This is a genomic window from Pseudomonas nabeulensis (assembly GCF_004682045.1).
Classification (GTDB): Bacteria; Pseudomonadota; Gammaproteobacteria; order Pseudomonadales; family Pseudomonadaceae; genus Aquipseudomonas; species Aquipseudomonas nabeulensis.
Map to the genome: position 1 here is coordinate 1 of NZ_QUZT01000077.1, position 21,667 is coordinate 21,667.

General features: G+C 60.1%; 18 protein-coding genes. 4 read left to right on the forward strand and 14 right to left on the reverse strand.

Features of this window, described 5'->3' with window-relative positions; all coding sequences use genetic code 11:
• Window positions 1–126 precede the first annotated feature (126 nt).
• Complete coding sequence (locus DYL61_RS27165; protein ID WP_135310900.1) at window positions 127–837, forward strand: response regulator transcription factor; 711 nt, start codon at window positions 127–129, stop codon at window positions 835–837.
• Entirely contained in the window at window positions 834–2,300 is a 1,467-nt protein-coding gene (locus DYL61_RS27170; RefSeq protein ID WP_135310901.1) for a sensor histidine kinase, read from the forward strand. The genes DYL61_RS27165 and DYL61_RS27170 overlap by 4 nt, the downstream gene beginning before the upstream one ends.
• Here DYL61_RS27170 and DYL61_RS27175 read toward each other — a convergent pair.
• From DYL61_RS27175 to DYL61_RS27185, 3 genes are all read right to left on the reverse strand, one after another.
• A complete protein-coding gene (locus tag DYL61_RS27175) occupies window positions 2,257–3,195 on the reverse strand; it encodes an alpha/beta fold hydrolase (protein ID WP_135310902.1) in 939 nt (312 codons plus the stop codon). The genes DYL61_RS27170 and DYL61_RS27175 overlap by 44 nt on opposite strands.
• Before the next feature lie 79 nt (window positions 3,196–3,274).
• Window positions 3,275–5,530 carry an ATP-dependent DNA helicase gene (locus DYL61_RS27180; RefSeq protein WP_135310903.1) on the reverse strand — a complete coding sequence of 752 codons (2,256 nt, stop codon included), beginning with the start codon at window positions 5,528–5,530 and terminating at the stop codon, window positions 3,275–3,277.
• Window positions 5,527–7,176, reverse strand: a complete 1,650-nt coding sequence (locus tag DYL61_RS27185; RefSeq protein ID WP_135310904.1) for a VRR-NUC domain-containing protein — start codon at window positions 7,174–7,176, stop codon at window positions 5,527–5,529. Before DYL61_RS27185 ends, DYL61_RS27180 begins: the two co-directional genes overlap by 4 nt.
• 187 nt (window positions 7,177–7,363) lie before the next feature.
• On the opposite strand from DYL61_RS27185, the gene DYL61_RS27190 reads away from it, so the two are divergent.
• Window positions 7,364–7,588, forward strand: a complete 225-nt coding sequence (locus DYL61_RS27190) for a YgdI/YgdR family lipoprotein (protein ID WP_135310905.1) — start codon at window positions 7,364–7,366, stop codon at window positions 7,586–7,588.
• 691 nt (window positions 7,589–8,279) lie between these two features.
• Here the strand turns inward: DYL61_RS27190 and DYL61_RS31365 are convergent.
• The 9 genes from DYL61_RS31365 to DYL61_RS27235 all read right to left on the reverse strand — a co-directional run bounded on the left by DYL61_RS31365 (window position 8,280) and on the right by DYL61_RS27235 (window position 19,050).
• Window positions 8,280–8,444: a hypothetical protein gene (locus DYL61_RS31365; RefSeq protein ID WP_167498003.1), complete on the reverse strand. Its 165-nt coding sequence runs from the start codon at window positions 8,442–8,444 to the stop codon at window positions 8,280–8,282.
• A gap of 91 nt (window positions 8,445–8,535) precedes the next feature.
• The gene (locus DYL61_RS27200; RefSeq protein ID WP_135310906.1) at window positions 8,536–9,966 is read right to left on the reverse strand and encodes a polyurethane esterase; all 1,431 of its coding nucleotides are present in this window, start codon (window positions 9,964–9,966) and stop codon (window positions 8,536–8,538) included.
• Between the two features lie 68 nt (window positions 9,967–10,034).
• A complete protein-coding gene (locus DYL61_RS27205; protein ID WP_135310907.1) occupies window positions 10,035–11,372 on the reverse strand; it encodes a TolC family outer membrane protein in 1,338 nt (445 codons plus the stop codon).
• Window positions 11,373–11,374: 2 nt separating this feature from the next.
• Entirely contained in the window at window positions 11,375–12,667 is a 1,293-nt protein-coding gene (locus DYL61_RS27210; RefSeq protein ID WP_135310908.1) for an HlyD family type I secretion periplasmic adaptor subunit, read from the reverse strand.
• Window positions 12,664–14,349, reverse strand: coding sequence for a type I secretion system permease/ATPase (locus DYL61_RS27215; RefSeq protein WP_135310909.1), 1,686 nt, complete (start codon window positions 14,347–14,349; stop codon window positions 12,664–12,666). The genes DYL61_RS27210 and DYL61_RS27215 overlap by 4 nt, the downstream gene beginning before the upstream one ends.
• Window positions 14,350–14,443: 94 nt before the next feature.
• Window positions 14,444–14,812, reverse strand: coding sequence for a protease inhibitor Inh/omp19 family protein (locus DYL61_RS27220; protein ID WP_135310910.1), 369 nt, complete (start codon window positions 14,810–14,812; stop codon window positions 14,444–14,446).
• A gap of 52 nt (window positions 14,813–14,864) precedes the next feature.
• Window positions 14,865–16,298 (reverse strand): serralysin family metalloprotease, encoded by a 1,434-nt coding sequence (locus DYL61_RS27225; RefSeq protein WP_135310911.1) that lies wholly within the window; start codon window positions 16,296–16,298, stop codon window positions 14,865–14,867.
• A gap of 274 nt (window positions 16,299–16,572) precedes the next feature.
• A complete protein-coding gene (locus tag DYL61_RS27230; RefSeq protein WP_135310912.1) occupies window positions 16,573–17,676 on the reverse strand; it encodes a DmpA family aminopeptidase in 1,104 nt (367 codons plus the stop codon).
• A 9-nt stretch (window positions 17,677–17,685) separates the two neighbouring features.
• Window positions 17,686–19,050, reverse strand: a complete 1,365-nt coding sequence (locus DYL61_RS27235) for an APC family permease (RefSeq protein WP_135310913.1) — start codon at window positions 19,048–19,050, stop codon at window positions 17,686–17,688.
• Window positions 19,051–19,247: 197 nt separating this feature from the next.
• Between DYL61_RS27235 and DYL61_RS27240 the strand changes: the two genes are divergently transcribed.
• Window positions 19,248–20,033, forward strand: coding sequence for a response regulator transcription factor (locus DYL61_RS27240; protein ID WP_135310914.1), 786 nt, complete (start codon window positions 19,248–19,250; stop codon window positions 20,031–20,033).
• A 140-nt stretch (window positions 20,034–20,173) separates the two neighbouring features.
• Here the strand turns inward: DYL61_RS27240 and DYL61_RS27245 are convergent, their stop codons facing one another.
• Complete coding sequence (locus tag DYL61_RS27245; protein ID WP_105696931.1) at window positions 20,174–21,253, reverse strand: polyamine ABC transporter substrate-binding protein; 1,080 nt, start codon at window positions 21,251–21,253, stop codon at window positions 20,174–20,176.
• Between the two features lie 60 nt (window positions 21,254–21,313).
• Window positions 21,314–21,655 (reverse strand): cupin domain-containing protein, encoded by a 342-nt coding sequence (locus DYL61_RS27250; RefSeq protein ID WP_135310915.1) that lies wholly within the window; start codon window positions 21,653–21,655, stop codon window positions 21,314–21,316.
• Between the last annotated feature and the right edge of the window lie 12 nt (window positions 21,656–21,667).

The following is a 21,667-nucleotide window of genomic DNA, read 5'->3' on the forward strand; positions in this document are numbered from 1 at the left end:
TAACAATGTCGCCATCCTGAGCCCTGCCCGGTCGCGGAATCCTCACGCAGAGTTAAACAATTCGTGATAACTAAAGGCTTGCAAAACCCGCACAATGCGCGAACCAAAAGCGAAGGTTTCCCTTACATGGATCAGCCCAAACGTGTCCTGGTGGTCGAGGACGACGCCCACATTGCCGACTTGATCTGCCTGCACCTGCGCGACGAACACTTCGACGTGGTGCACAGCGCCGACGGCAGCGAAGGCCTGCGCCTGCTGGAACAAGGCGGCTGGGATGCACTGATCCTCGACCTGATGCTGCCCGGCGTCGACGGCCTGGAGATCTGCCGCCACGCCCGCGCCATGGCGCGCTACACGCCGATCATCATCACCAGCGCCCGCTCCAGCGAAATGCACCGCATCCTCGGCCTGGAACTGGGCGCGGACGATTACCTGGCCAAGCCCTTTTCCATGCCGGAGCTGGTGGCGCGGGTCAAAGCCCTGCTGCGCCGGGTCGACGCGATGGCGCGCAACCTGAAAATGGACGCCGGCAGCCTCGACCTCGGCCAACTGTTCATCAACCCGCTGACCCGGGACGCCACCCTGCAAGGCCAGCGCCTGGACCTCACGCCGCGTGAATTCGACCTGCTGTACTTCTTCGCCCGCCAGCCAGGCAAAGTGTTTTCGCGCATGGACCTGCTCAACGCCGTATGGGGCTACAGCCATGAAGGCTACGAACACACGGTGAATACCCATATCAACCGCCTGCGCGCCAAGGTCGAAGCCGACCCGGCCAGTCCGGCGCTCATCCTGACGGTGTGGGGTCGTGGTTATAAGTTTGCCGAGAGTGCGCCATGAAACTCACCCTGACTCAACGCTTGTCAGTGGTGTTTGCGCTGTTGCTGGTGATTTGCAGCGGCACCTCGGCGTGGCTGCAAATCCGCTCCAATCGCATGCACGAACTGGAGGTCGTCCAAGGTCTATCCCGCGATTTGGCGGCGCACATCGCCCGCGACACCCAGTTGATGGATGCCGATGGCCTCAAGCCCGATGCGGTGCGTAACTTGTTCAGCCAGTTGATGTTGGTCAACCCGAGTGTCGAGGTGTACTTGCTCGATATCGACGGGCGCGTGGTCGGTAACGCTGCCCCCAAAGGCCATCTATTGCGCGACCAGGTAGACCTCGCGCCAATCCGCCGCTTCCTCAGTGGCGCCATGCTGCCGATCCTCGGCGATGACCCGCGCAGCGTTGACGGGCGCAAGGTCTTCAGCGCCGCGCCGCTCAAGGCAGGTGGCCAACAAACCGGTTTCCTGTATGTGGTGCTGCTGGGCGAAGCCCATGATGCCTACGACGCCAAGGACGCCACCGGCATGGCGCTGAAAATCGCCCTGTGGTCCATCGGCCTGGTCGCCCTGCTCTGCCTGCTGGCCGGTCTTATCGCCTTTGCCTGGATCACCCGCCCGCTGCGTCAACTCACCGACAAAGTCGGCCAGTTCGATATCAACGGCGCGCCCAAACCGTCGCAGGCCGTCACGCCGCAGTTGGATAGCAGCGATGAAATCGCCGTACTCGACCACGCCTTTGTGCAAATGGAGAACCGCCTCGGCGAGCAATGGCAGGCCATCACCCATCAGGACCAGGAACGTCGGGAAATGGTGGCGAATATCTCCCACGACCTGCGCACGCCGTTGGCGTCACTGCATGGTTACCTGGAAACCCTGTCGCTCAAGGATGCCAGCCTGAGCCCCGAAGAGCGCCGTCGTTATCTGGGCATTGCTTTGGACCAAAGCCGCAAAGTAGGTGGGCTCGCCCAGTCATTACTGGAACTGGTGCGACTGGAACACGGCTTTGTACAGCCGGTGATCGAAGGGTTCTCACTGCCCGACCTGGTGCAAGACATCTTCCAGAAATTCGAACTGACCGCTGAGGCTCGTTCCATCACCCTCACGGCTACGCTGCCGCCGAAAGTGCCAACGGTGTACGCCGATCTCGGCTTGATTGAACGGGTGCTGACCAACTTGCTGGACAACGCGTTGCGCCATACCCCTGTGAATGGCGAGGTCGAAGTCACCTTGTCTCCTGCTGCAGATGCCGTCAGCGTCACGGTCAGCGACAGCGGTCCAGGCATCGATGCCGAGTTGCGTGAAGGCTTGTTCCTGCGCGCCTTCACCATTGGCGGGGCGCGCCGGGATGGCGGGTTGGGCCTGCGTATCGTGCATCGCATCCTGCAATTGCACGGGCGCAGTATTCAGTTGGTTGAGCGGCCGGGACGCGGCGCTACCTTCGCTTTCTCTCTAGAAAGTCGAGCAACAACGCGTTGACCTGTGCACCCTGCTCGTTCTGGATCCAGTGACCGCAGTCCGTTAAAACGTGCTGTTCCAGATCGGGCACCGCTTCAGGCATACGCTTGAGGGTATGCGCCTCGAACACCCCCACCGGGTCACGGTCACCAATCAGAAACAGCGTGGGTTGCAAGACTTTCCGCCCCGCCAGGAACGCGGTGCGCTGCCAATTGCGTTCGAAGTTGCGATACCAGTTCAACGGCCCGCGAAAGCCGTGCTCGGTGAAGGACTGCACATACACGTCCAGGTCCTGCTGCGTGCACCAATCGGGTAGCTGGCCAGGTGCAGTGAATTCCTCAAGCAGTGTTGCATTGGCCGGTTTGTGCTGCAGGAACACGTCCTGATCCTGCATGAACAACCGCAACGTGCGCTCGATATCGGCTTCCAGCTCGTGCTCAGCCACCCCCGGTTCCTGGAAGTACAGGATGTAGTTGAAGCGCTCGGCGTACAGCTCGCGCATGATGTCAATCACCGGGCTGTGGGCACGCCCCGCGAACGGCACGGACATTGTGCCCAGGCGAGTCACACGTTCGGGCTCCAGCAGCGCCAAATGCCACGCCACTACAGCCCCCCAATCATGGCCGACCATCACCACCTGCGTATGGCCGAAATAGTCCATGGCGTGCTGGATATCGCCGCACAAGATCAGCAAATCGTAGTCGTCGATACCATCGGGTGAGCTGGATCGCCCATAGCCGCGCATTTCCGGCACGAACACCCGGAAGCTGGCGTCTGCCAGTGCGGGGATCTGTTCGCGCCAGGAGTGCCAGCACTCCGGAAAACCATGCAGCAGCCAGATCGGTTCGCCGTCAGCGGGACCTTCGATGTGTACGCTTAGCTCAATACCATTGACAGGAATCGTTTGCTGGCTCATTGGCGTGGCTCTTTGGGTGTTTACCGCAGACTGCGGCATTGGTGGCGCAGCTACCAGCATCATTGATGCCAGGAATAACTCACGTCACGGCCCACCACTTTGGCAGCAACTGCCGTACCCGCGCCTCGCCAAAACGATCATCGATGAGCATTACCACGCCCTTGTCCTGTTGGCTTCGGATCACCCTGCCCGCTGCCTGCACGACCTTTTGGAGCCCAGGATACAGATAGGTGTAGTCGTACCCCGCGCCAAAAATCGCGCCCATCCGCAGCTTCATCTGCTCATTGACCGGGTTCAGTTGCGGCAGCCCCAGCGTGGCAATGAATGCACCAATCAGACGACTGCCGGGCAAGTCGATGCCCTCGCCAAACGCGCCGCCCAACACGGCAAAGCCAATGCCCTGGCTGTGCTGGGTGAATTGATCGAGAAACGCCTGGCGCTCGGCTTCGGCCATGCCACGTGATTGCTGCCACAACGCAATGTGTGGGTGCTTTTCAGCGAACAACTGCGCCACTTGTTGCAGGTAATCAAAGCTGGAAAAGAATGCCAGGTAATTGCCCGGCTGTTGCGCGAACTGCTCGGCGATCAGCTCGACAATAGGCTCCAGCGAAGCCTGGCGATGGGCAAACCGCGTGGAGATTTCATCTACGATCCGCACGTGCAGTTGCTCGGCCTTGAACGGTGATTCCACGTCGACCCATGGGGTGTCCGCCGGCAGCCCCAGCAGGTCGGCGTAGTAGTGCCGTGGGCTCAATGTTGCAGAAAACAGCACGCTGCTGCGGGCGGCGGTCAGGCGTGGGCGGATAAATTCGGCGGGCACCACATTGCGCTGGCACAGGGTGGAACTGCTGCGTTTGCCGCTGAGATGGCGCTTGCTGATGTCGAAGATGAAGTGTTCGTTGAACAGCTCGGCGACCTTGGCGAACTGCAGCGCGTCGAAATAGAAGGTTTGCAGGTCGCCGCTCAGTGCCTCGGGGTGGTCGTTGAAGTAATCGCCCATGGCGCTGGTACACAGGCTCAGGGCTTGCAGCAGTTTTTCCGGGCGGGTGGCATAGGCCTGGTACGGCGCAAGCTGATCCTTGTGCAGGGCGTTCCATTCGCGGTTCAGGCGCTGTAAGGGTTTCTTCAGAGGCTCCGGTGCGGTATCGCGCAAGGTCTTGAGGTGGTACTGGTCGAGGCTGGCGCTGTACATCGAGCGGGCGCGTTCCACCAGGTTGTGGGCTTCGTCCACCAGCACGGCGGCGCGCCACTGGTTGAGTTGGGCCAGGCCGAAGAGCATGGCGCCGAAGTCGAAATAGTAGTTGTAGTCGGCGACCACCAGGTCGGCCCAGCGTGCCATTTCCTGGCTGAGGTAATACGGGCAGACGTCGTGGGCCAGGGCCACCTCCCTTAGCGTGCGTTGGTCCAACAGGCGCACTTGGGAAGCCGCGATTCGCGCGGCGGGCAGACGGTCGTAGAAGCCCTGGGCCAATGGGCAGGAATCGCCGTGGCAGGCTTTATCCAGGTGTTCGCAGGCCTTGTCCCGCGCCACCAGTTCCAGTACGCGTAACGACAGGTCTGGGTTGTTGGCGTACAGCACCTGGGCTGCATCCAGGGCGAGCTTGCGCCCCGGGGTCTTGGCGGTGAGGAAGAACACCTTGTCCAGTTGCTGGGGGGCCAATGCCTTGAGCAACGGAAAGATCGTGCCGATGGTCTTGCCGATGCCCGTGGGCGCTTGGGCCATGAGGCAGCGGCCAGTGCTGACGGCCTTGTACACCGATTCGGCGAGGACGCGCTGGCCGGTGCGGAATTCGGCATGGGGGAATGCCAGGGTTTGCGCGGCGCTGTTGCGGGATTCGCGGTGCTGCATCTCGCGTTGGGCCCAGCCGAGAAACAGCGCGCATTGCTGGTTGAAGAACGGCTCCAATTCAGCGGCCTGGAAGTGTTGGCTTAGCAGCGTTTCGCCTTCACCGACGATATCGAAGTACACCAACGCCAGGTTGATCTCTGCAAGGCCGAGCTTCTGGCACATCAACCAGCCATACACCTTGACCTGGGCCCAGTGCAGTTGCCGGTGGTTGGCGGGCTGCGCGTCGAGGTCGCCGCGATAGGTTTTCACTTCTTCCAGGCGATTGGCGTCCGGGTCGTAGCCGTCCGCCCTGCCCCGCACCTTGAGTTGCTGGTACTCGCCTTCCAGTGCCACTTCATTCTGGTAGTGCTGGCTGCGGCGCGAGGCAACGGTGCGATGGCCGACAATACCTTCCTGGGCGCTGGGGGACGGGGTAAAGCGCACGTCGAGGTCGCCGACCTTGGCCGTGAACTCACACATCGCACGTACGGCTACGGTGTAGCTCAAGCCGGTTGCCCCGCCCAGCGCACGTAGCACACGGTGACCGGCATCTGGTGATCGCCGCAGAACTCCAGCCAGCGCAATTGGTTGTCTTGCAGGCGGTCGCCGGGGCCCTTCACCTCGATCATGCGGTAGGTCTTTTGCGCCGGCCAGAACTGGATCAGGTCGGGCATGCCGGCGCGGTTGGCGCGGATATCCAGCAGCAAGCGTTCGAACCAGTGGCGCAGGTGTTCGGCGGGCAGGCATTCCAGGGCCTGTTCCAGCAGGTCTTCGCTGAGCAGGTTCCAGAACACGAACGGTGATTGGATGCCCCATTTATCGACATAACGTTGGCGGATGGTGGCCTTGTAGCGTTCATCCTGCAGTTGCTCGAAACACGCAGCGAACTGCGGGGCGCGGCGCTGATGGAAGTCTTCACTGTGCAGGTCCGCCGGCCCGCGCTGGAACGGGTGGAAGAATGAGCCCGGCAACGGCGCGAAAATCACTTCCCAACACAACAGGCCGAACAGTGAGTTGATCAGGCCGTTTTCCACGTAATGCACCGGGCCCTCGGGGACACTCAGGTGGGCCTGCACGCAAAACTCCACTGACATCAGCGGGTCCGGCAATGCGAGGTCCAAGTCCAGGCGCGTGACGGGACGGGGTTTGGTCTTGGGTAAGGCAGGCTCACCCAACTTGCGTCGTAGTCGTGGCACTACGCGCAAGAGGTGTTGCTGTTCGGCAGCGCTTTCCGGTGTGTGTTGAGCAACGCTCGCCAGGGCCATGGCCTGAACGTAGTCCTCCTGGCGCTCCAACACGCGGATCAAACGTGAGCGCGCGCCGGGGTACGCACAGGTGCGATAGATCCGTTCTGCCAGGGCCAGCTCGGCGACACGCTCGCAATACTGCCCGACCTGGAACAGCAGCTTGGCGCGACGCTTTTCCAGCCAAGGATTATCGGTCTCCAGCGTGGCGATGTCGGCCAGCACCGTCTCCAACGCCTCACCGCCTTCAAAGGCCTGCTGGCATTGGTGCAAGAATAAAAAGCCGTGCACGTCGGCACGGCTGCGCAAGCCGCGGGACTCGGCGCAGAACTCGACTTTTTCGTAAGTGAAGATACCCAGGTCTGCCAGCACGAACTCGGACCAGTCCTGATACAGGTTGCCAAAGAACATCAATCGCAGTCGGTCACACAACGCCATCACGCCGAGGCTGTAGAGCGTATCCGCGAGGTCAGGGCACCAACCGGCGAAGCTGCGGCTCTCGGTAAATTGCGCCGCCAGCCCATCAAGCCAATCGGTTTTCTTGCCCTTGGGTTGCGCGATCCAGGGCTTGAAAGCGCTGAGCACTTCGCCCTTTTGCAACAACCCGAACAGCTCCTCAAACGCGAGTGGGCATTGGTCCGACACCCAGCCCAATGTCAACAACGGCCCGGCGGCGGAATGGGTGCAACCGATCTCCAGGTAATTGAGCTTGCCCGCACGAAAATGCACACCTTTGCGCATCACCATCCGCACCAATAACGCCTGGGAGGCTTGCGGCAACCTGTCGAATTGCTGAATGAAATGCTGTTCGTCAGCGTCAAGCAAATCGGCATAGCGTTGCCCCAGCCAATGCAGGACCTGGCGGAAGTTATGCAGGTAATAGAGCGGATCGTCGAGGGGATTGGCCATGGCGCACGGGGATCAAATACTGGTTATGCATACAGAGTGCCGTCAGCAAACCCTTGTTGCAATCGGTAATAGATAAATGGCGCACGCAACTTTTCGTATAAAAGTGATCAGATGGGGAAGTCGATGGCGTAAAATTTGTGGCCCGCGGCCTCTGGCGCGGGACTTTTCAGGGTTAAAGGTAAAGGTAATGAACATGAAGAATTTGGGTCTGCCACTGGTTGCACTCACTTTTCTGGTATTGAGCGGCTGCGCAACGCAAACCGTGGTGACATTGCAAAACGGCACACAGTATTTGACCAAGGATTTACCCAAGACCGACAGCGCCGACGGCTTCTATGAATTCACTGACATTGCGGGCAAGCGCGTACGCGTAAAGGCTGCGGATGTGGCCACCGTTATCAAGGAAAAGTGATCGTTACCGGTTCTTCAACCTGTGGGAGGGGGCCTGCCCCCGATGAGCATAGGTATCTACACATCTACCGGACCTGACAAAACCCGAAGCCCTGGCTCTGGCTCTGGCTCTGGCTCTGGCTCTGGCTCTGGCTCTTGATTTGGCTTTTGATCTTGATCTCAGGCGCCCCGTTAAACCACGCTGGCCGAACGCAGGCTTGAATCTGTGGGTAACCCGGCAGGACGCCGGGTTAGCCGTCCTGGGCCAAGGATGGCCCATGACGGCGGCCCACGGATTCAAGCCGGAGTGAGGGAACGCCGAGCCTAAGCGAGGCGCCGAGTGGTGGGGCGAGGACCTTTTGCTTACTTTTGGGTCCTTCCAAAAGTGAGCCGCCGTAAGGGCGGAACCATAAGCCGCCGTTACCTAAATAACGGATATGTACACCGACAGGCCGCTATCGGGGGCAAGCCCCCTCCCACACTTGAACCGATTTACACCCGGTAAAAATAGCCCGACTGCCCGGCCGTCACGGGAGCAAGCTCCCTCGCCACAGGTCCAGCAGCAATGCTCAAAGTTGTGTAGATACCTATGCCCCGATGAGGGAGTGTCAGCTATCTATCAGTTGACTGACACACCGCCATCGGGGGCAAGTCCCCTCCCACATTTGGACTTTCTACATCAGATACATCGGGTTCCACTTGAATGAACCCGTTCAGTACCGGTAGTACGGGTGGTAATACGGGTGATAGTAGGGATGGTAGTAGTACGAGTGGTAATACGGCCGGTAGCAGCACGGCCCCGGATATGCCGGGTACACCGCACACCCGCCCAACCCCAGCAGTACCACGGCGCACAGTAACAATCGAAACCGGGACATGTTCAGTTCCTCTCACGTCGCGCGAAAACCACTCGCAGGTAACCCTTTAACGCGTGAGGTCCCCGTTTTCCGTCGCCACTCTCACTGCCGATCAGCCGATCACCACCCCATCGGCCCACAGGCCGCCGTGGCCGACGCCCACCAACGTGACCGAGTCCGCGCCAAACGTGAGTACCGTGTCTGCGCCGACCACTTTGGCGTGGTCACGCAAGTCGGCGCTGCCGTCTGCGCCCTTGAACACCAGTCTGTCGGTTGGCTGGTAGCCAATGATGCGGTCGTTGCCGAAGTCGCCGCTGAACAGAAAAGTGTTATGGCCACTGTTGTCACGGATCGTGTCATTGCCCTTGCCTCCCTCGATAAAGTCCGCCCCCCTTCCGCCCTGGATCAGGTCGTCGCCCTCGCTGCCGATGATGAACGTGTTGCCCTTGTGGGGATCGGCGTTGCGGTTGAGGTCCTGCACCCAGGTGGTGGCGCGCGCCGGATCGGACAGGTTGGCGACGATCACCGTGGAATCTCGCGTCATCTGCTCGTAAAAACCGGACTCAAGGATCCGCGTCATTCCGTCGCCATAACCGGTCGGCAAATGGGAGATCCAGGTCGACAGGTTGGCGATGGAAAACGGCAGCACATTCCACAGCGTTGACGCGTAGTGGTCGTTGAAGCTGACGATATTGTCGGTGGTCGATTCATGGGGTTTGTCGTGCACGCCCAAGGACGAGAGGGTGAAGGATGAGCCGTCCAACGCGCGGAATACCGGGTCGTTTTCGTAACCGATATTAAGCACCTTGTCGCCGGCGCTCTGGGTTGGCGAGGCATAGGCGACGTATTTAGCGTCGTTGTAGAACCCCGACCACTTGTCGTTGCTCAGGTCGGCCATGCTATTGACTGCCAGGCCGCCCAGGCTGTGGCCGCTGACCACCACATCCTGACCCCTCAGGCCGTGGGCGCCGGCATAGTCGGCGACTGTCTTGAGCAAGCCGCCAAAGGCCTCGCCCGCATAGTTCTTGGCGTAATCCTTGGGGCCCAGTGCCGCCAGCAAGTCGCTGACCAAGTCACCGATGGAGTCGCTGATCAGGCTTTCCCGCGGCCCGGAGGTGCCGCGAAAACCGATGCCAATTTCCAGCAGTGTGCCCGCGTCGTCGTACTTGCCCAGCACCTCGACCTGCGCCGTGGTGTAGCCGGCCTTTTCACCAAAGAAAGTGCCACGGGCATCGACTTTGCCGCCATAACCCAAGGCGGCGGCGCTGATCGGCGCCCACCCGGCCTTTTGGACAACCTCCAGGGCGGCTTTTTCCGAATCAGGGTTCCAGGGGATGCCTGGTATTACGCCTTGGGAGTCAGTGCTACCCAGCAGCGCCCCCACCAGCGTCGCTGGCAAACCCACCCCCAGGCCATTGTGTTGGTAGCCCACGGCAAAGCCGTTATCCAGGTTGTGATAGCTGTACAACGTAATTGCCATGGCATCGGCAAACAACGCTTTGGAGCCCTCGCTGCCAAGGTTTTTATAGTCAAAGATTCCCATGGTAGTGCCTCTCTGATCGTTCCCACGCTCTGCGTGGGAATGCCGCCCAGGACGCTCTGCGTCCGTCATTATCGGTGTACCGCCCCAAACGCCTCATCCACCTTGGCCAAGTCGGTGTCCCGCAGGTTGCCGGCGTAGTAGTGCAATTTGGTCCAGGCCATCAGGTAGTCATAACGCGCCTGTGCCAGGTCGCGGCGGGTGCTGTAGAGCTGCTGCTCGGCGTTGAGCGCATCCAGGTTCACGCGCTCGCCGCCGAGGATGCTTTGCCGGGTCGACACCACCAGCGCTTCGGCCGAGACCAGCGCCTTTTGATAGGCGCGTAACTTGCTCACGCCTGATAGGCAGGCGCTGAACTGGCGACGCAGTTCGATCAGGGTTTCGCGGGTCTTGCCCTCCAACTCGTATTCAGCCTGCTCCATGGCGCGGCTGGCCTGGCGGGTGGAGGCAGAAATACCGCCGCCGGCATACAACGGCAGGCTGACTTCCACGCCGATAGTGTTGGTGTCGTAGCGTTGGTTGTAGGTGTTACCGCTGTCGGACTCCTGCTGGCGTGAGCTGGCATAGGCGGTGACCTTGGGCAAATGCCCGGCGCGGTTGCGCTCCACCTCATAGCGGGCCACTTCCAGGGCTTGGCGCTGTGAGGCCAGCGTGGGGTTATTGCTGATTGCCAGTTCATGCCAGGTGGCGTAGTTGGCCGGGGCCAAGGTGAACGCGGCGAAGCCTGGGTTCAGCGGCGCCAGGTCGTGGATATCTACGCTGGGCACCCCGATCAACGCGCCCAATTCCCTTAACGACGCGTCCTGCTCATCCAGTGCCTGGATCTCTTCGGCCGTGGCCAGTTCGTAGCGTGATTCTGCTTCGAGAATATCCGTACGGGTGCCCTCGCCTTGCTGGAACAGGTGTTGGTTCTGTTGGAACTGTTGCTCAAAGGCTTTCTTCTTGGCGCGGGCAATATCGATTTCGTCCTGGGCAAACAATGCCTGGGTGTAATAGCTCAGCACCCGCACCAACAGTGCCTGGCTCTTGTCGCGAAAGCTTTCATCGGCAAACAGTGCCTGGGCTACGCCCTTGCGGTAATTGGCATAGGCCTCGTAGTCGAACAGCGGTTGTTGCAGGCTGAAGGTGGAGCCGTAGCTGTTGTAATTGCGGTCATCGTGGTAACTGCCGCCGCGCCCGTCGGGCAAGGTGGCCTGGGAATTGTTGCGGCCCTTGTTGTAGCTGTAGGACAGCCTGGGCAGCAGCCCGGCGCGGCCAATGGCGCGGTTTTCCAGGCCAGCGTCGCGTTCCTTGATCGCACCGAGGAACACCGGATCGTTACGCAAGGCCTGCTCGTACACGTCGAACGGGCCCATGGCGGCGTGGGCCTGGGTACAGGTCAACAGCAAGGCGATAAACATCGGTTTCATGTTCATTCCTCGGTCAACGCAGAGCCGGCACGATCCAGCAGCGGCTTGAACAGATAATTGAGTAACGAGCGCTCGCCGGTGCGCACAAACATCTCGGCGGGCATGCCCGGTTTGATCACCAGGCCGTGGAGTGCTTCCAGTGCGGCGTCGCTGACGGTGGTACGCAGCACGTAATACGGCGCGCCGGTTTTCTCATCGAGCAGTTGGTCGGCAGATACCAGGCTGACCTGCCCCGGCACCCGTGGTGTACGGCTCTGGTTGAACGCCGTGAACAGGATGTCCACCGGCAACTGGGTACCGACTTTGTCCACCAGGTGCACCGGCAGGTGCCCTTCCACTTCCAGGCGCGTGCCCTGGGGGACAATCTCCAGCAACGTCTCACCCGCACGCACCACCGCGCCCTCGGTATGCACACTGAGGTTGACCGCAATGCCATCCGCCGGGGCGATGATTTCACTGTGCTGCAAATCAAAACCGGCAGAGGTCAGCTGTTGCTCCAGGGTCAGGCTACGCAGTTGCGCATCCGCCAGTTGGCTGCGCACCTCTTTTTGATACTCCTCGCTGTGTTGCTGCAATTTGAGCCGAGACTCAAGAATTCCCTGCTCCACCCGGCCGCTTTCACCGGTGTTTTGCGCCAGGTCCTGTTGCACTTGGGACAACTGGCGTTGGTACTCCATCAGCCGGTTACGCGGGATGTAACCGTTGTCGGCCAGGGGTTGCAGGCTGCTCAGTTGGTCGCGCAAGGATTGGGCCTGGGCCGTCAGGTCGCTGCGGGCACGGCGCATGCCGCCCAGTTGCGCGGTGGCGCCGTCGATAGTGGCGCGGATGCCCGCCTGTTCGCGGGCAAAGGCCTCGCGACGGCTGCTGAACAATTGGCGCTGGCCTTCCAGCACCAGCGCCAATGCCGGATCAGGATCTGCGCTCAGCGCAGCCGGAAACGTGATGCTGGCCCGGTTGTCACGCTCGCTCTGCCAGCGGGCGACACTGGCCCAGGCCATGCGGTACTGGGCTTGCAACGATTGCACATCGGCCTGGTGCTGGGTTTGGTCAAGGCGAAACAGCGGTTGGCCTTGGATGACGCTTTCACCCTCCTTCACCAGAATACGGCTGACCACGCCGGGGCTGAGGGTTTGTACGGCTTTGCGCTTGCCTGACACCACCACCGTGCCCTGCACCGGAATACCCTGGTCCAACGGCGCCAAGCTGGCCCACAGGAAAAAGCCACCGGCGCCAACCACGGTCAGCAACCAGCCCATGCGCACAAAAAAACGCGCGTCGTGTTGTTCATGAATCATGCTGGCATCCTTTCGCGTTGCCCGGACAACGCTCGTAGTACGTCCTGGCTCGGTCCGAACGCCTGTAAGTGGCCTTCGTTAAGCACCATCAATTTATCGGCCTGGGCCAACGCCGCAGAACGATGGGTCACCAGCACCACCGTGCTGCCCTGGACTTTCATCTGCACGATGGCGCTGGCCAACGCCGCTTCGCCCACGGTGTCGAGGTTGGAATTGGGCTCGTCCAGCACGATCAGGCGCGGGCTGCCATAGAGCGCACGGGCCAGGGCCACCCGTTGTTTCTGCCCACCGGACAGGCCACCGCCGTTGTCGCCCAGTACGGTGTCGTAGCCTTGGGGCAAGCGCAGGATCAGCTCGTGCACGCCCGCCTGTTGCGCCGCCTGCACTACCCAGCCGGGGTCTGCCTCCCTAAAGCGCGCGATGTTGTCGGCGATACTGCCGCTGAACAGTTCGATGTCCTGGGGCAAGTAGCCGATATGCGGGCCGAGGTCATCGCGGTCCCAGCGATGAATATCCGCACCGTCCAGGCGCACGGTGCCGGACAACGTCGGCCATACCCCCACTAGCACGCGGGCCAGGGTGGACTTACCGGAGCCCGATGCGCCAAGTACGCCCAGCACCTCACCCGCACCGAGGCTGAAGCTGACCTGTTGCAAGGTCGCCATACGCTGCCCCGGCGGGCCTGCGCTGACCTGTTCGAAACTGACCTGGCCCTTGGGCGCCGGCAATTTCATCGGCTCGATGGGCGGCGGGCATTCACGCAACAAATTGTCCAACCGCTGATAGGCCAGCTTGGCCGCACTCCACTGCTTCCACACCGCAATCAACTGGTCGATGGGGCTCAACACCCGCCCCATCAGAATGGACCCAGCGATCATCATCCCTGCAGTCATGTCCCCCTTGATCACCAGCAACGCACCCACGCCCAGCACCAGAGATTGCAGGCACAGGCGCAGGGATTTGCTCAGGGCGGTGATCACCGAGCCCGTGTCACTGGCCTTGTTCTGCAACCCGAGGAACTGTGAATGCACGGCAAACCAACGTTTGCGCAGCGCACCGAGCATGCCCATGGCCTGGATGGTCTCGGCGTTGTGCAGATGGCTGGTGGCCATTTGGCTGGATTGCTGGGAATACCCGCCGGCTTCACCCAGGGGCTTTTTGGTCAGGTATTCGTTAAGGCACGCCAGGCCGATCAACAGCCCCGCACCGGCGGTGGCCAGCACGCCCAGCCACACGTTGAACAGGAAAATCACCAGCAGATAGAGGGGAAACCACGGCGCATCAAAAAACGCGAACAGCGCGGGCCCGGTGATGAATTGGCGGATGTGGGTCAAGTCGCCCAGGGATTGCCCCGCATGTCCCTGGCCGCGCTGCAAGTTGCGCTCGAACGCGGCTTTGTACACCTGCAAGTTAAAGCGTCTTTCCAACTGGCTGCCGATGCGGATCACGATAAAACTGCGGATCACTTCCAGCGTGCCAATAAAAGCAAAAAAGCCCACGACCATTAACGTCAACATCACCAGCGTGGTTTCATTCTGGGAGGACAGTACCCGGTCATACACTTGCAGCATGTAAATAGAGGGCACCAGCATCAACAGGTTAATCAGTGCGGTAAAACAGCCAACACTGATCAAGATGCTTTTGTACTCGCCCAACGCTTTGAATAACGGCGGCCTGGCCATAGTGTTCGATCTTCCTTGAACTCAATCACACGCAATAGGGGGCCGCACCCCGAACAAGGGGCGACCCACTCAATAATCAAGTTATAACGAGCAACTAAGGTGCGCGTTGCAATACCACGACAGCACCAGAGGGCGTACGCCCCTGGTATTCACCGCTTTTCTGGCGATTGAGGTGTGTGATACCGGTGCCTTCGGCGTTCATCAGCCAGATCCCATCCGGGGTCGGCGACCAACTCAAGGGTTTGTCCCCCAGCCATTGCGCCGCGCAGGCCACATCGCCGCCAAGGGCGTTGGCCTGTTCCAGCAGGTCGAGGTCGCACACCTGATCCTGCTGGTGTAACTGCCAGTGCCCGGCCAATTGGGCACTGGTGGGTAAAACAAGACTGCTCGCCATAACGTGGGCTCCTGCCGACACACCTATCACCAGCGCAATGCAGGCGATCATACGGGGAAAATGCTTCATCTCTTTTAGACTCCAGCCTGGAAGCGCGGCGCCGAGACGCCGCGCCTTTACATCACGCCACGATGTCGCTGACCGCTGCCTGGCCGACGGTGGTGACGAGGAAATCCGCCACGCCGTGCCCGGAGAAGTCTACCGCCAAGGTGCCCAGATTGGTGCCCGCGGCGTAGGTCAGGACCGCATCGCCCGCATGCCCGGTGAAGGCATTGACGAAGGTCAGGCCTGCGCCTTGGGTGATGCCGGACAGGTCGATCTTGTCGGAACCGGAGGTGAAGTCAAAGATCTTGTCCGCCGCCCCTGGCGCGGAGTCGGAACTGGCACCGAACACAAAGGTGTCGTTGCCCGCGCCGCCCCACAGTTGGTCCGCACCGCCACCACCGTAGATGATGTCGTTACCGGCACCGCCCTTGATCACATTGGCGGCGTTGTTGCCGATGATCAGGTCGTTGCCCGCGCCGCCGAACGCGTTCTCGACGGTCACGCCCTTGGCGATGGACACGTTGCCCACCAGGCCGCCAACGTCGGAGAACGAGGCCTCATTGAGGTTGATCTTCTGGTTTTGGGTAAAACCGGAGAAGTCTAGCGTGTCATTGCCACCGCCGTCCCATACCGAAAACACCAGCTTGTCGGCATTGGAGGTGGCGCTGTAGAAATCCCGCCCGGTGTTGGAGTTGAAACCATAAGTGGTGTCGCCGGACCGGGTGTTGTAGTTGGCACCGTAGAGCTTCTGGATCGCGGCGATGTCGTCGATCAGCGGGCCGGATGCGTAGGCCTCGACCCCACCTTTGCTGAAATTCTGCTGGGTGTTGCTCTCGCTCCAGTAACTCATGACGCTGTAGCCACGCGTGTCCTGTCCATAGGTCGCGTCGTTGTAGGTCGGGTTGCCGTTGCCGGCGTTGTAGTCGCCAGGGTGAGCCAGGCCCAGGGTGTGGCCGATTTCGTGGGTGAGGGTTTGCCGGCCATAGTTGTTCAGGTCCGGGGTTTTGTTCGGCGTGTAGCTGCTGTTGGTCAGGTACCACGAGGTGCCGTCGTAGCCCGCACCAGTGCCGGGCAAGTAGGCGAACGCCGCCGCGCCGTCCTGGCCGCCGCTGTAGTTGCCGAAGGTCATGTGGGCATCACCGCCGCTAGCCTTTTCGGTGAAGGTCACGTTAGCGACATCCGCCCATGACTGCATGGCCAATACCGCCTGTGCCTTCTGCTGTGCGCTGAACTGGCTGAACCCCGAAATACCGTGTTTGTACAGGGTGCTCGAGGAAGCCGAGGTCAGGAACGTGTAGGTCAGGTCGATCTTGCCGTTGCCATCAACGTCCCGGTAAGCCGCACCGTCGCGCAGCAGCTGGGTCGCGGCCTGGTCGACGGAGTAGGACGGTTTGCCATTGACCGTGAGGTTGCCGCCACGGTCATACAGATGGCTGAAGCTATCGATTTGCGAGTAAGCGGTGCTGGCCTGTGCCGCCGATACAATAGCCTGGTCTTTTACTTTTGACATAAACGTACTTCCTTGTTTGCAAGTGCATCAGTCTTAGATCGATAGGAACCCCGCGGGCGAGATCGTCCTATCACTCGCCTCTTTTGAAGGCGTAAGAAAACTGACACAACTTTAAATCTTTCGTCTACATCTTTCCGGCGCACAAATCTGATAAGCAAACTAACTATTCAAGTATTCAGCTGTATTTGTTGGGCGCACTTAACATTGTCCGACAAAAACAACCGCTACTTATTTAAATATTAAATCTTGCAGGTATAAAACGGCATGTCCCCTATTACCGGGACACCTGCCAACCACTCTTGTGCAATGCCTCCACTAATACTTCACTTTTAAGGCCGGGCACTTGCACGCCGTCATCCGTAACCATGTCCTCGCCGGCCACGATGGCGTTGATAATCGCCTCTTCCACTGCCTCTGCGGCAGCACTGAACAGCGGGGAGATGTGATCGTTGTTGACCATCTGCAACGCACTGCTGAACGGCAGCCCTTCGCGGCCATAGTCCGCCGGCGGCAAATCCTGGTTGCCCGTGGCGAAAGCCAGGAACAGATCGCCACTGGAGTCCTCGGTGCCGCCACCGGTGCGGGCAATGCCGATGGACGCCCGTTGCGCCAACCGCTTGCATTGATGGGGCAGCAACGGCGCGTCCGTGGCAATGATCACCACGATAGAACCCATGCCCGGCGTACCGCGCTGGGCAAATGGCGACGGGATGTCCATCAACTGCCGTCCTACCGGGTAGCCATCCACCCGCAGCTCCTGGCGCTTGCCATGGTTGGCTTGCACCAGCACACCGACGGTCCAACCGCCCTGCTCCGCCGACAAACGCCGCGATGCCGTGCCGATGCCGCCTTTGAATTCATGACAGATCATGCCGGTGCCACCGCCCACCGCGCCTTCCTGCACCGGACCGGATTCGGCGCTGTCCAGGGCTTCGCGCACATGCTCGGGCCCCACGTGCTGGCCCCAGATATCGTTGAGCAAGCCATCGTAGGTTTCCATCACCACCGGCATGCACCAATACACTGCCGGGTCCGCCAGACGCTCACGTTCCAGGGCAATCAGGGTGTCGCGCACAATGCCGATGCTGTGGGTGTTGGTGATCGCCAATGGCGTGGTCAACAGGCCCGCTTCGCTGATCCACTCAAGCCCGGTGGCGTCACCGTTGCCATTGAGCACGTGATACCCGGCAAAGCACGGCTGCTGCCGCGCCTCTCCGGCACGGGGCTGGATCACACTGACGCCAGTACGTACCTGCTTGCCATTGATGCGTGTCTTGAGCGTGCTGTGCCCAACCCGCACGCCCGGTACATCGGTGATGGCATTCAATTCACCCGGCGTACCCAGCCCCAACGTGATGCCCAATAGACGTGCGCGCATAACCACTCCTTACAATTTCTGGAAGACCGGACTCAACCGGCCACTGATGCAATACAGAATCACCGACAGGGCCAGCAAGCCGATGATGATCATGATGTCCCTGATCGACGCGGCCGCCACCAGGGTCATCAGCAAATAGCCCGCCCCCAGTACCGCGACCAACGCCGGCAATGGCCACAGCGGCATGCGATACGGATGCTCACGCTCACGCAGCAACACCCGGCTCATCAACGCGCTCATGGCCACCATCAGGTACACCAGCATGATCAGCAACACGCTGAACGAGGTGAGATCGGCCAGGTTGGAGCTGAAACTCAGCAGCGCCGAAGGGATCGCCAGAAACAGCGTGGCCAGCCACGGCGAATCCCAGCGCGGATGAATACGCGTGAACAGCTTGTTGATGCGTGGAGTCCACAGCGCATCGCGGCCACTGCTGAATACCACGCGGCCAATCTGGATCACGATGGCCACGATCGCGTTGAACACCGACAGGAAGATCCCGGCGCTGACCAGGCGTGACAGGGTTTCGTTGCCATGACTGGTCAGCAGATAACCAATGGGGTCGGGGCTGGCAATCATCTCGCTCAGGGACGGCGCGCCGATCAACAGCGCCGTGATCGGCACCAATTCGATGATTACCACCAACCCCAGAGACCACAGCACCGCCTTGTGCACACCTTTGCCGCCGCATTTCATGTCTTCGGCCAGCAGTACCGCCGGGCCATAACCATTGTAGGAAAACAGGCCGATCCCCACTGCACCAATCACCAATGCCCACGGCGCCAGGTGCAGCACGCCGTTTTCGACGATTTGCGGTTCGAACAGCACACTGGCAGGTTGCACCGGATTGCCAAAGCCCAGGTACACAATCACCAACAACGCGGCGACTTCCAGCAACAAGCACGTGCCGGTGATCCAGGCATTGAGCTTGATATTGAGAATGCCCAGGGCGTAGCTGCACACCACGATCACCAGGGCGACGGTTTGTGAATCGAATTTTGTGCCGAGGGCGTTGTTCAGGTACGTCGCTGCACCGGTGGCCAACACCGGCGGGATAAACAGCAACATCACCAGCACGGTCAGGAACGTCGCATAACCGGCCATGCCGCCAAATACCCGCTTGGCATACACATATTCGCCGCCGGCACTGTTATGGGCGCGGCCCAGTTCGGCGTAGCAAAACGCGAACATCAGCGCGAGCAACCCGGCCATCACAAACGCCAGGAACACGCCGCTGCCCGCCTGCTGGATAGCAAACGGTGCAATCACAAACACGGAACTGGCCGGGGTCACTGCGGAAACGGTGATGGCCACTACATCGAAGACGCTCAGGGTGGGTTTCAATACGCCGTCGGGCGTGGGCGAAGCACTCATATCGTTATCCTCTGTCGTTGTTCTTGGTGTGAGGCAGAAACGAAATCTGATTTTTGCGAGATATGTTTCTCGCTCAATAGTTGCAACAGTAGGCACTGTGCATCTGCCAGCCAATTCCCCTATTGGCGTACTCCCCTTGACGGCACCCGGCAAACACCGAACCCTTGGCCGATCTTCAACTAACGGAAGCCTGTCCTATGAGCCTGTTCCGCGAAGTCGGCATGCACGCAGGCCTGGGCCGCACCGTGGCGCACATCGGCACCGAGCGGTTCTGGAAGCAACTGGTGCTGTTGCTGCACCAGTGCCTGCCCTTCGATAACGCCCTGGCGATTTATTACCCGCGGGAAGGCCCGCCCCTGGCCCTGGAAGAATACGACGCCCAGCCCAGCAGCAAACCGGCGTCGATGCTGGTGTACCTCAATGGCCTGTATTTGCTTGATCCGTTTTTCCAGGCCTGTCGCGAAGGTTACGTGAGCGGTGTATACCGCCTGGAGGAAGTCGCACCCGACCACTTTCGCCAGAGTGAGTACTTCCTCAACTACTTCCACGACAACGTGCTGGAGGACGAGGTGCAGTTCATCCTGCAAGTGCCGGCAGCGGGCACCCTATCGCTGTCACTGGGCATGCAGCGACCGTTCAGCGCTGATGAAACCGGGTTGATGACCACGCTGGGGGCCTGGGTGCTGCCGCTGATGCAGCAGCATTGGCAGCAAAGTACCCGGCGTGTACCGGCCATGGACACGCAGATACGCGATGCCTTGAGCCATTTTGGGTGTGGTGTGCTGTCGGAGCGCGAACTGGAAGTGGCGCGCCTGGTTTTGCGCGGGTTCTCGTCCAAGGCCATGGCCGAGCGTTTGAATATCTCGCCGGACACGGTGAAGGTTCATCGTCGGCATTTGTACGCGAAGTTGGATATTTCGTCACAGCCGGAGCTGTTTTCGCTGTTTATCCAGTCGTTGGGGCATGATCTGGAAAATCCCTGAAGCCTGAGGCCTTCACACAGTGCAAATGTGGGAGGGGGCTTGCCCCCGATTGCAGTGTGTCAGCTACAGATTAGCTGACTGATACACCGCTATCGGGGGCAAGCCCCCTCCCACATTTTGATCACCTACAGCAGTAGACTTCAGCGACCGGTACGAATGGTGTTCCACACCCGCGTGCGAACCCGGTCAATGTTCAACGGCATCGCTTCCAGCGCAAACAACTTGCCCATCATTTCCTCGCTCGGGTAGATCTTGGTATCGGCCTTGATCTCAGGGTCCACCAGGCTATCCGCCGCGCTATTGCCGTTGGCGTAGTGCACCGAGTTGGTGATATCCGCCATTACCTTGGGTTCCAGCAGGTAGTTCATGAACGCATAACCGGCCTTTTCATCCGGGGCATCAGCGGGCATGGCCACCATGTCGAACCAGATTGCAGCGCCTTCCTTGGGAATCTGGTAGCCGATCTTCACGCCGTTCTTGGCTTCTTTGGCGCGGCTTTCCGCTTGCAATACGTCGCCGGAGAAGCCGACCGCCACGCAGATGTCGCCATTGGCCAGGTCGCCGGTGTATTTGGAGGAATGGAAGTACGCCACATACGGCCGCACCTTCATCAGCAACGCCTCGGCTTTCTTGTAGTCCTCAGGCTTTTTGCTGTGGGGCGGCAAACCCAGGTAATTCAGGGCTATTGGCAGCAACTCCGGGCCGTTGTCGAGGATGGCCACGCCACACTTGCTGAGTTTTTCCATGTATTCGGGCTTGAAGATCAAATCCCAGGAATCCACGGGCGCGTTGTCCCCCAGCACGGCCTTGACCTTGTCGATGTTGTAGCCGATGCCGGTACTGCCCCACAGGTACGGGAAGCCGTGTTCGTTGCCGGGGTCGTTGTTTTCCAGGGCCTTGAGCAGCACCGGGTTGAGGTTTTTCCAGTTAGGCAACTGGCTCTTGTCGAGTTTCTTCAAAGCGCCGCCCTGGATCTGCCGGGCCATAAAGTGGTTGGACGGAAATACTACGTCGTACCCGGAGTTACCGGTCATCAACTTGCCATCGAGGGTTTCGTTGCTGTCGTACACGTCGTAGCTAAAACCAATGCCGGTCTGCTTCTGGAAGTTTTTCGTGGTGTCCGGCGCGATGTAGCTGGACCAGTTGTAGATCTTCACCGTCTCGGCGGCCTGGCTGATAGAGGCCACCAACATCAAGGGCAACAGGGCAATGGCTTTCATGGTTCGATTTCCTGGCGGTTTTAGGGCTGTTTTTATGGCAGGCGATCAAGGATCAAAGCGTTACAAAATCAATACGTAGGTCTTGCGCACGGTTTCCTGGATATCCCAGATGCCAGTGCTGTTGACCGGCAACATCAGTGCGTCACCGGCTTCTATGTGGACGGTTTCACCGTTGTCGGGGGTGAAGGTGCAGCGGCCCTGGATAAAGTGGCAAAACTCCTGGGATTTGATCTGGCGACGCCAGCGGCCTGGGGTGCACTGCCAAATGCCGGTTTCGATGCCATCGCTGCGTTCAACGCTCAAGGTCGACGCCACGGCGATGGGCTCGCCCAAGGGCACGGCCACCGGTGACGAATCCGGCAGATGGGCATTCAAGGTGTCTTTGAATTGGGTGATGCTCATGGGTTTTCCCGT

Coding starts and splice junctions, on each gene's coding strand:
- DYL61_RS27225 (WP_135310911.1), bottom strand. CDS start 16,298: ATGTCAAAAGTAAAAGACCAGGCTATTGTATCGGCGGCACAGGCCAGC.
- DYL61_RS27220 (WP_135310910.1), bottom strand. CDS start 14,812: ATGAAGCATTTTCCCCGTATGATCGCCTGCATTGCGCTGGTGATAGGT.
- DYL61_RS27210 (WP_135310908.1), bottom strand. CDS start 12,667: ATGATTCATGAACAACACGACGCGCGTTTTTTTGTGCGCATGGGCTGG.
- DYL61_RS27175 (WP_135310902.1), bottom strand. CDS start 3,195: ATGAGCCAGCAAACGATTCCTGTCAATGGTATTGAGCTAAGCGTACAC.
- DYL61_RS27170 (WP_135310901.1), top strand. CDS start 834: ATGAAACTCACCCTGACTCAACGCTTGTCAGTGGTGTTTGCGCTGTTG.
- DYL61_RS27230 (WP_135310912.1), bottom strand. CDS start 17,676: ATGCGCGCACGTCTATTGGGCATCACGTTGGGGCTGGGTACGCCGGGT.
- DYL61_RS27235 (WP_135310913.1), bottom strand. CDS start 19,050: ATGAGTGCTTCGCCCACGCCCGACGGCGTATTGAAACCCACCCTGAGC.
- DYL61_RS27185 (WP_135310904.1), bottom strand. CDS start 7,176: ATGGCCAATCCCCTCGACGATCCGCTCTATTACCTGCATAACTTCCGC.
- DYL61_RS27205 (WP_135310907.1), bottom strand. CDS start 11,372: ATGAAACCGATGTTTATCGCCTTGCTGTTGACCTGTACCCAGGCCCAC.
- DYL61_RS27245 (WP_105696931.1), bottom strand. CDS start 21,253: ATGAAAGCCATTGCCCTGTTGCCCTTGATGTTGGTGGCCTCTATCAGC.
- DYL61_RS27200 (WP_135310906.1), bottom strand. CDS start 9,966: ATGGGAATCTTTGACTATAAAAACCTTGGCAGCGAGGGCTCCAAAGCG.
- DYL61_RS27240 (WP_135310914.1), top strand. CDS start 19,248: ATGAGCCTGTTCCGCGAAGTCGGCATGCACGCAGGCCTGGGCCGCACC.
- DYL61_RS27215 (WP_135310909.1), bottom strand. CDS start 14,349: ATGGCCAGGCCGCCGTTATTCAAAGCGTTGGGCGAGTACAAAAGCATC.
- DYL61_RS27190 (WP_135310905.1), top strand. CDS start 7,364: ATGAACATGAAGAATTTGGGTCTGCCACTGGTTGCACTCACTTTTCTG.
- DYL61_RS27165 (WP_135310900.1), top strand. CDS start 127: ATGGATCAGCCCAAACGTGTCCTGGTGGTCGAGGACGACGCCCACATT.
- DYL61_RS27250 (WP_135310915.1), bottom strand. CDS start 21,655: ATGAGCATCACCCAATTCAAAGACACCTTGAATGCCCATCTGCCGGAT.
- DYL61_RS31365 (WP_167498003.1), bottom strand. CDS start 8,444: ATGTCCCGGTTTCGATTGTTACTGTGCGCCGTGGTACTGCTGGGGTTG.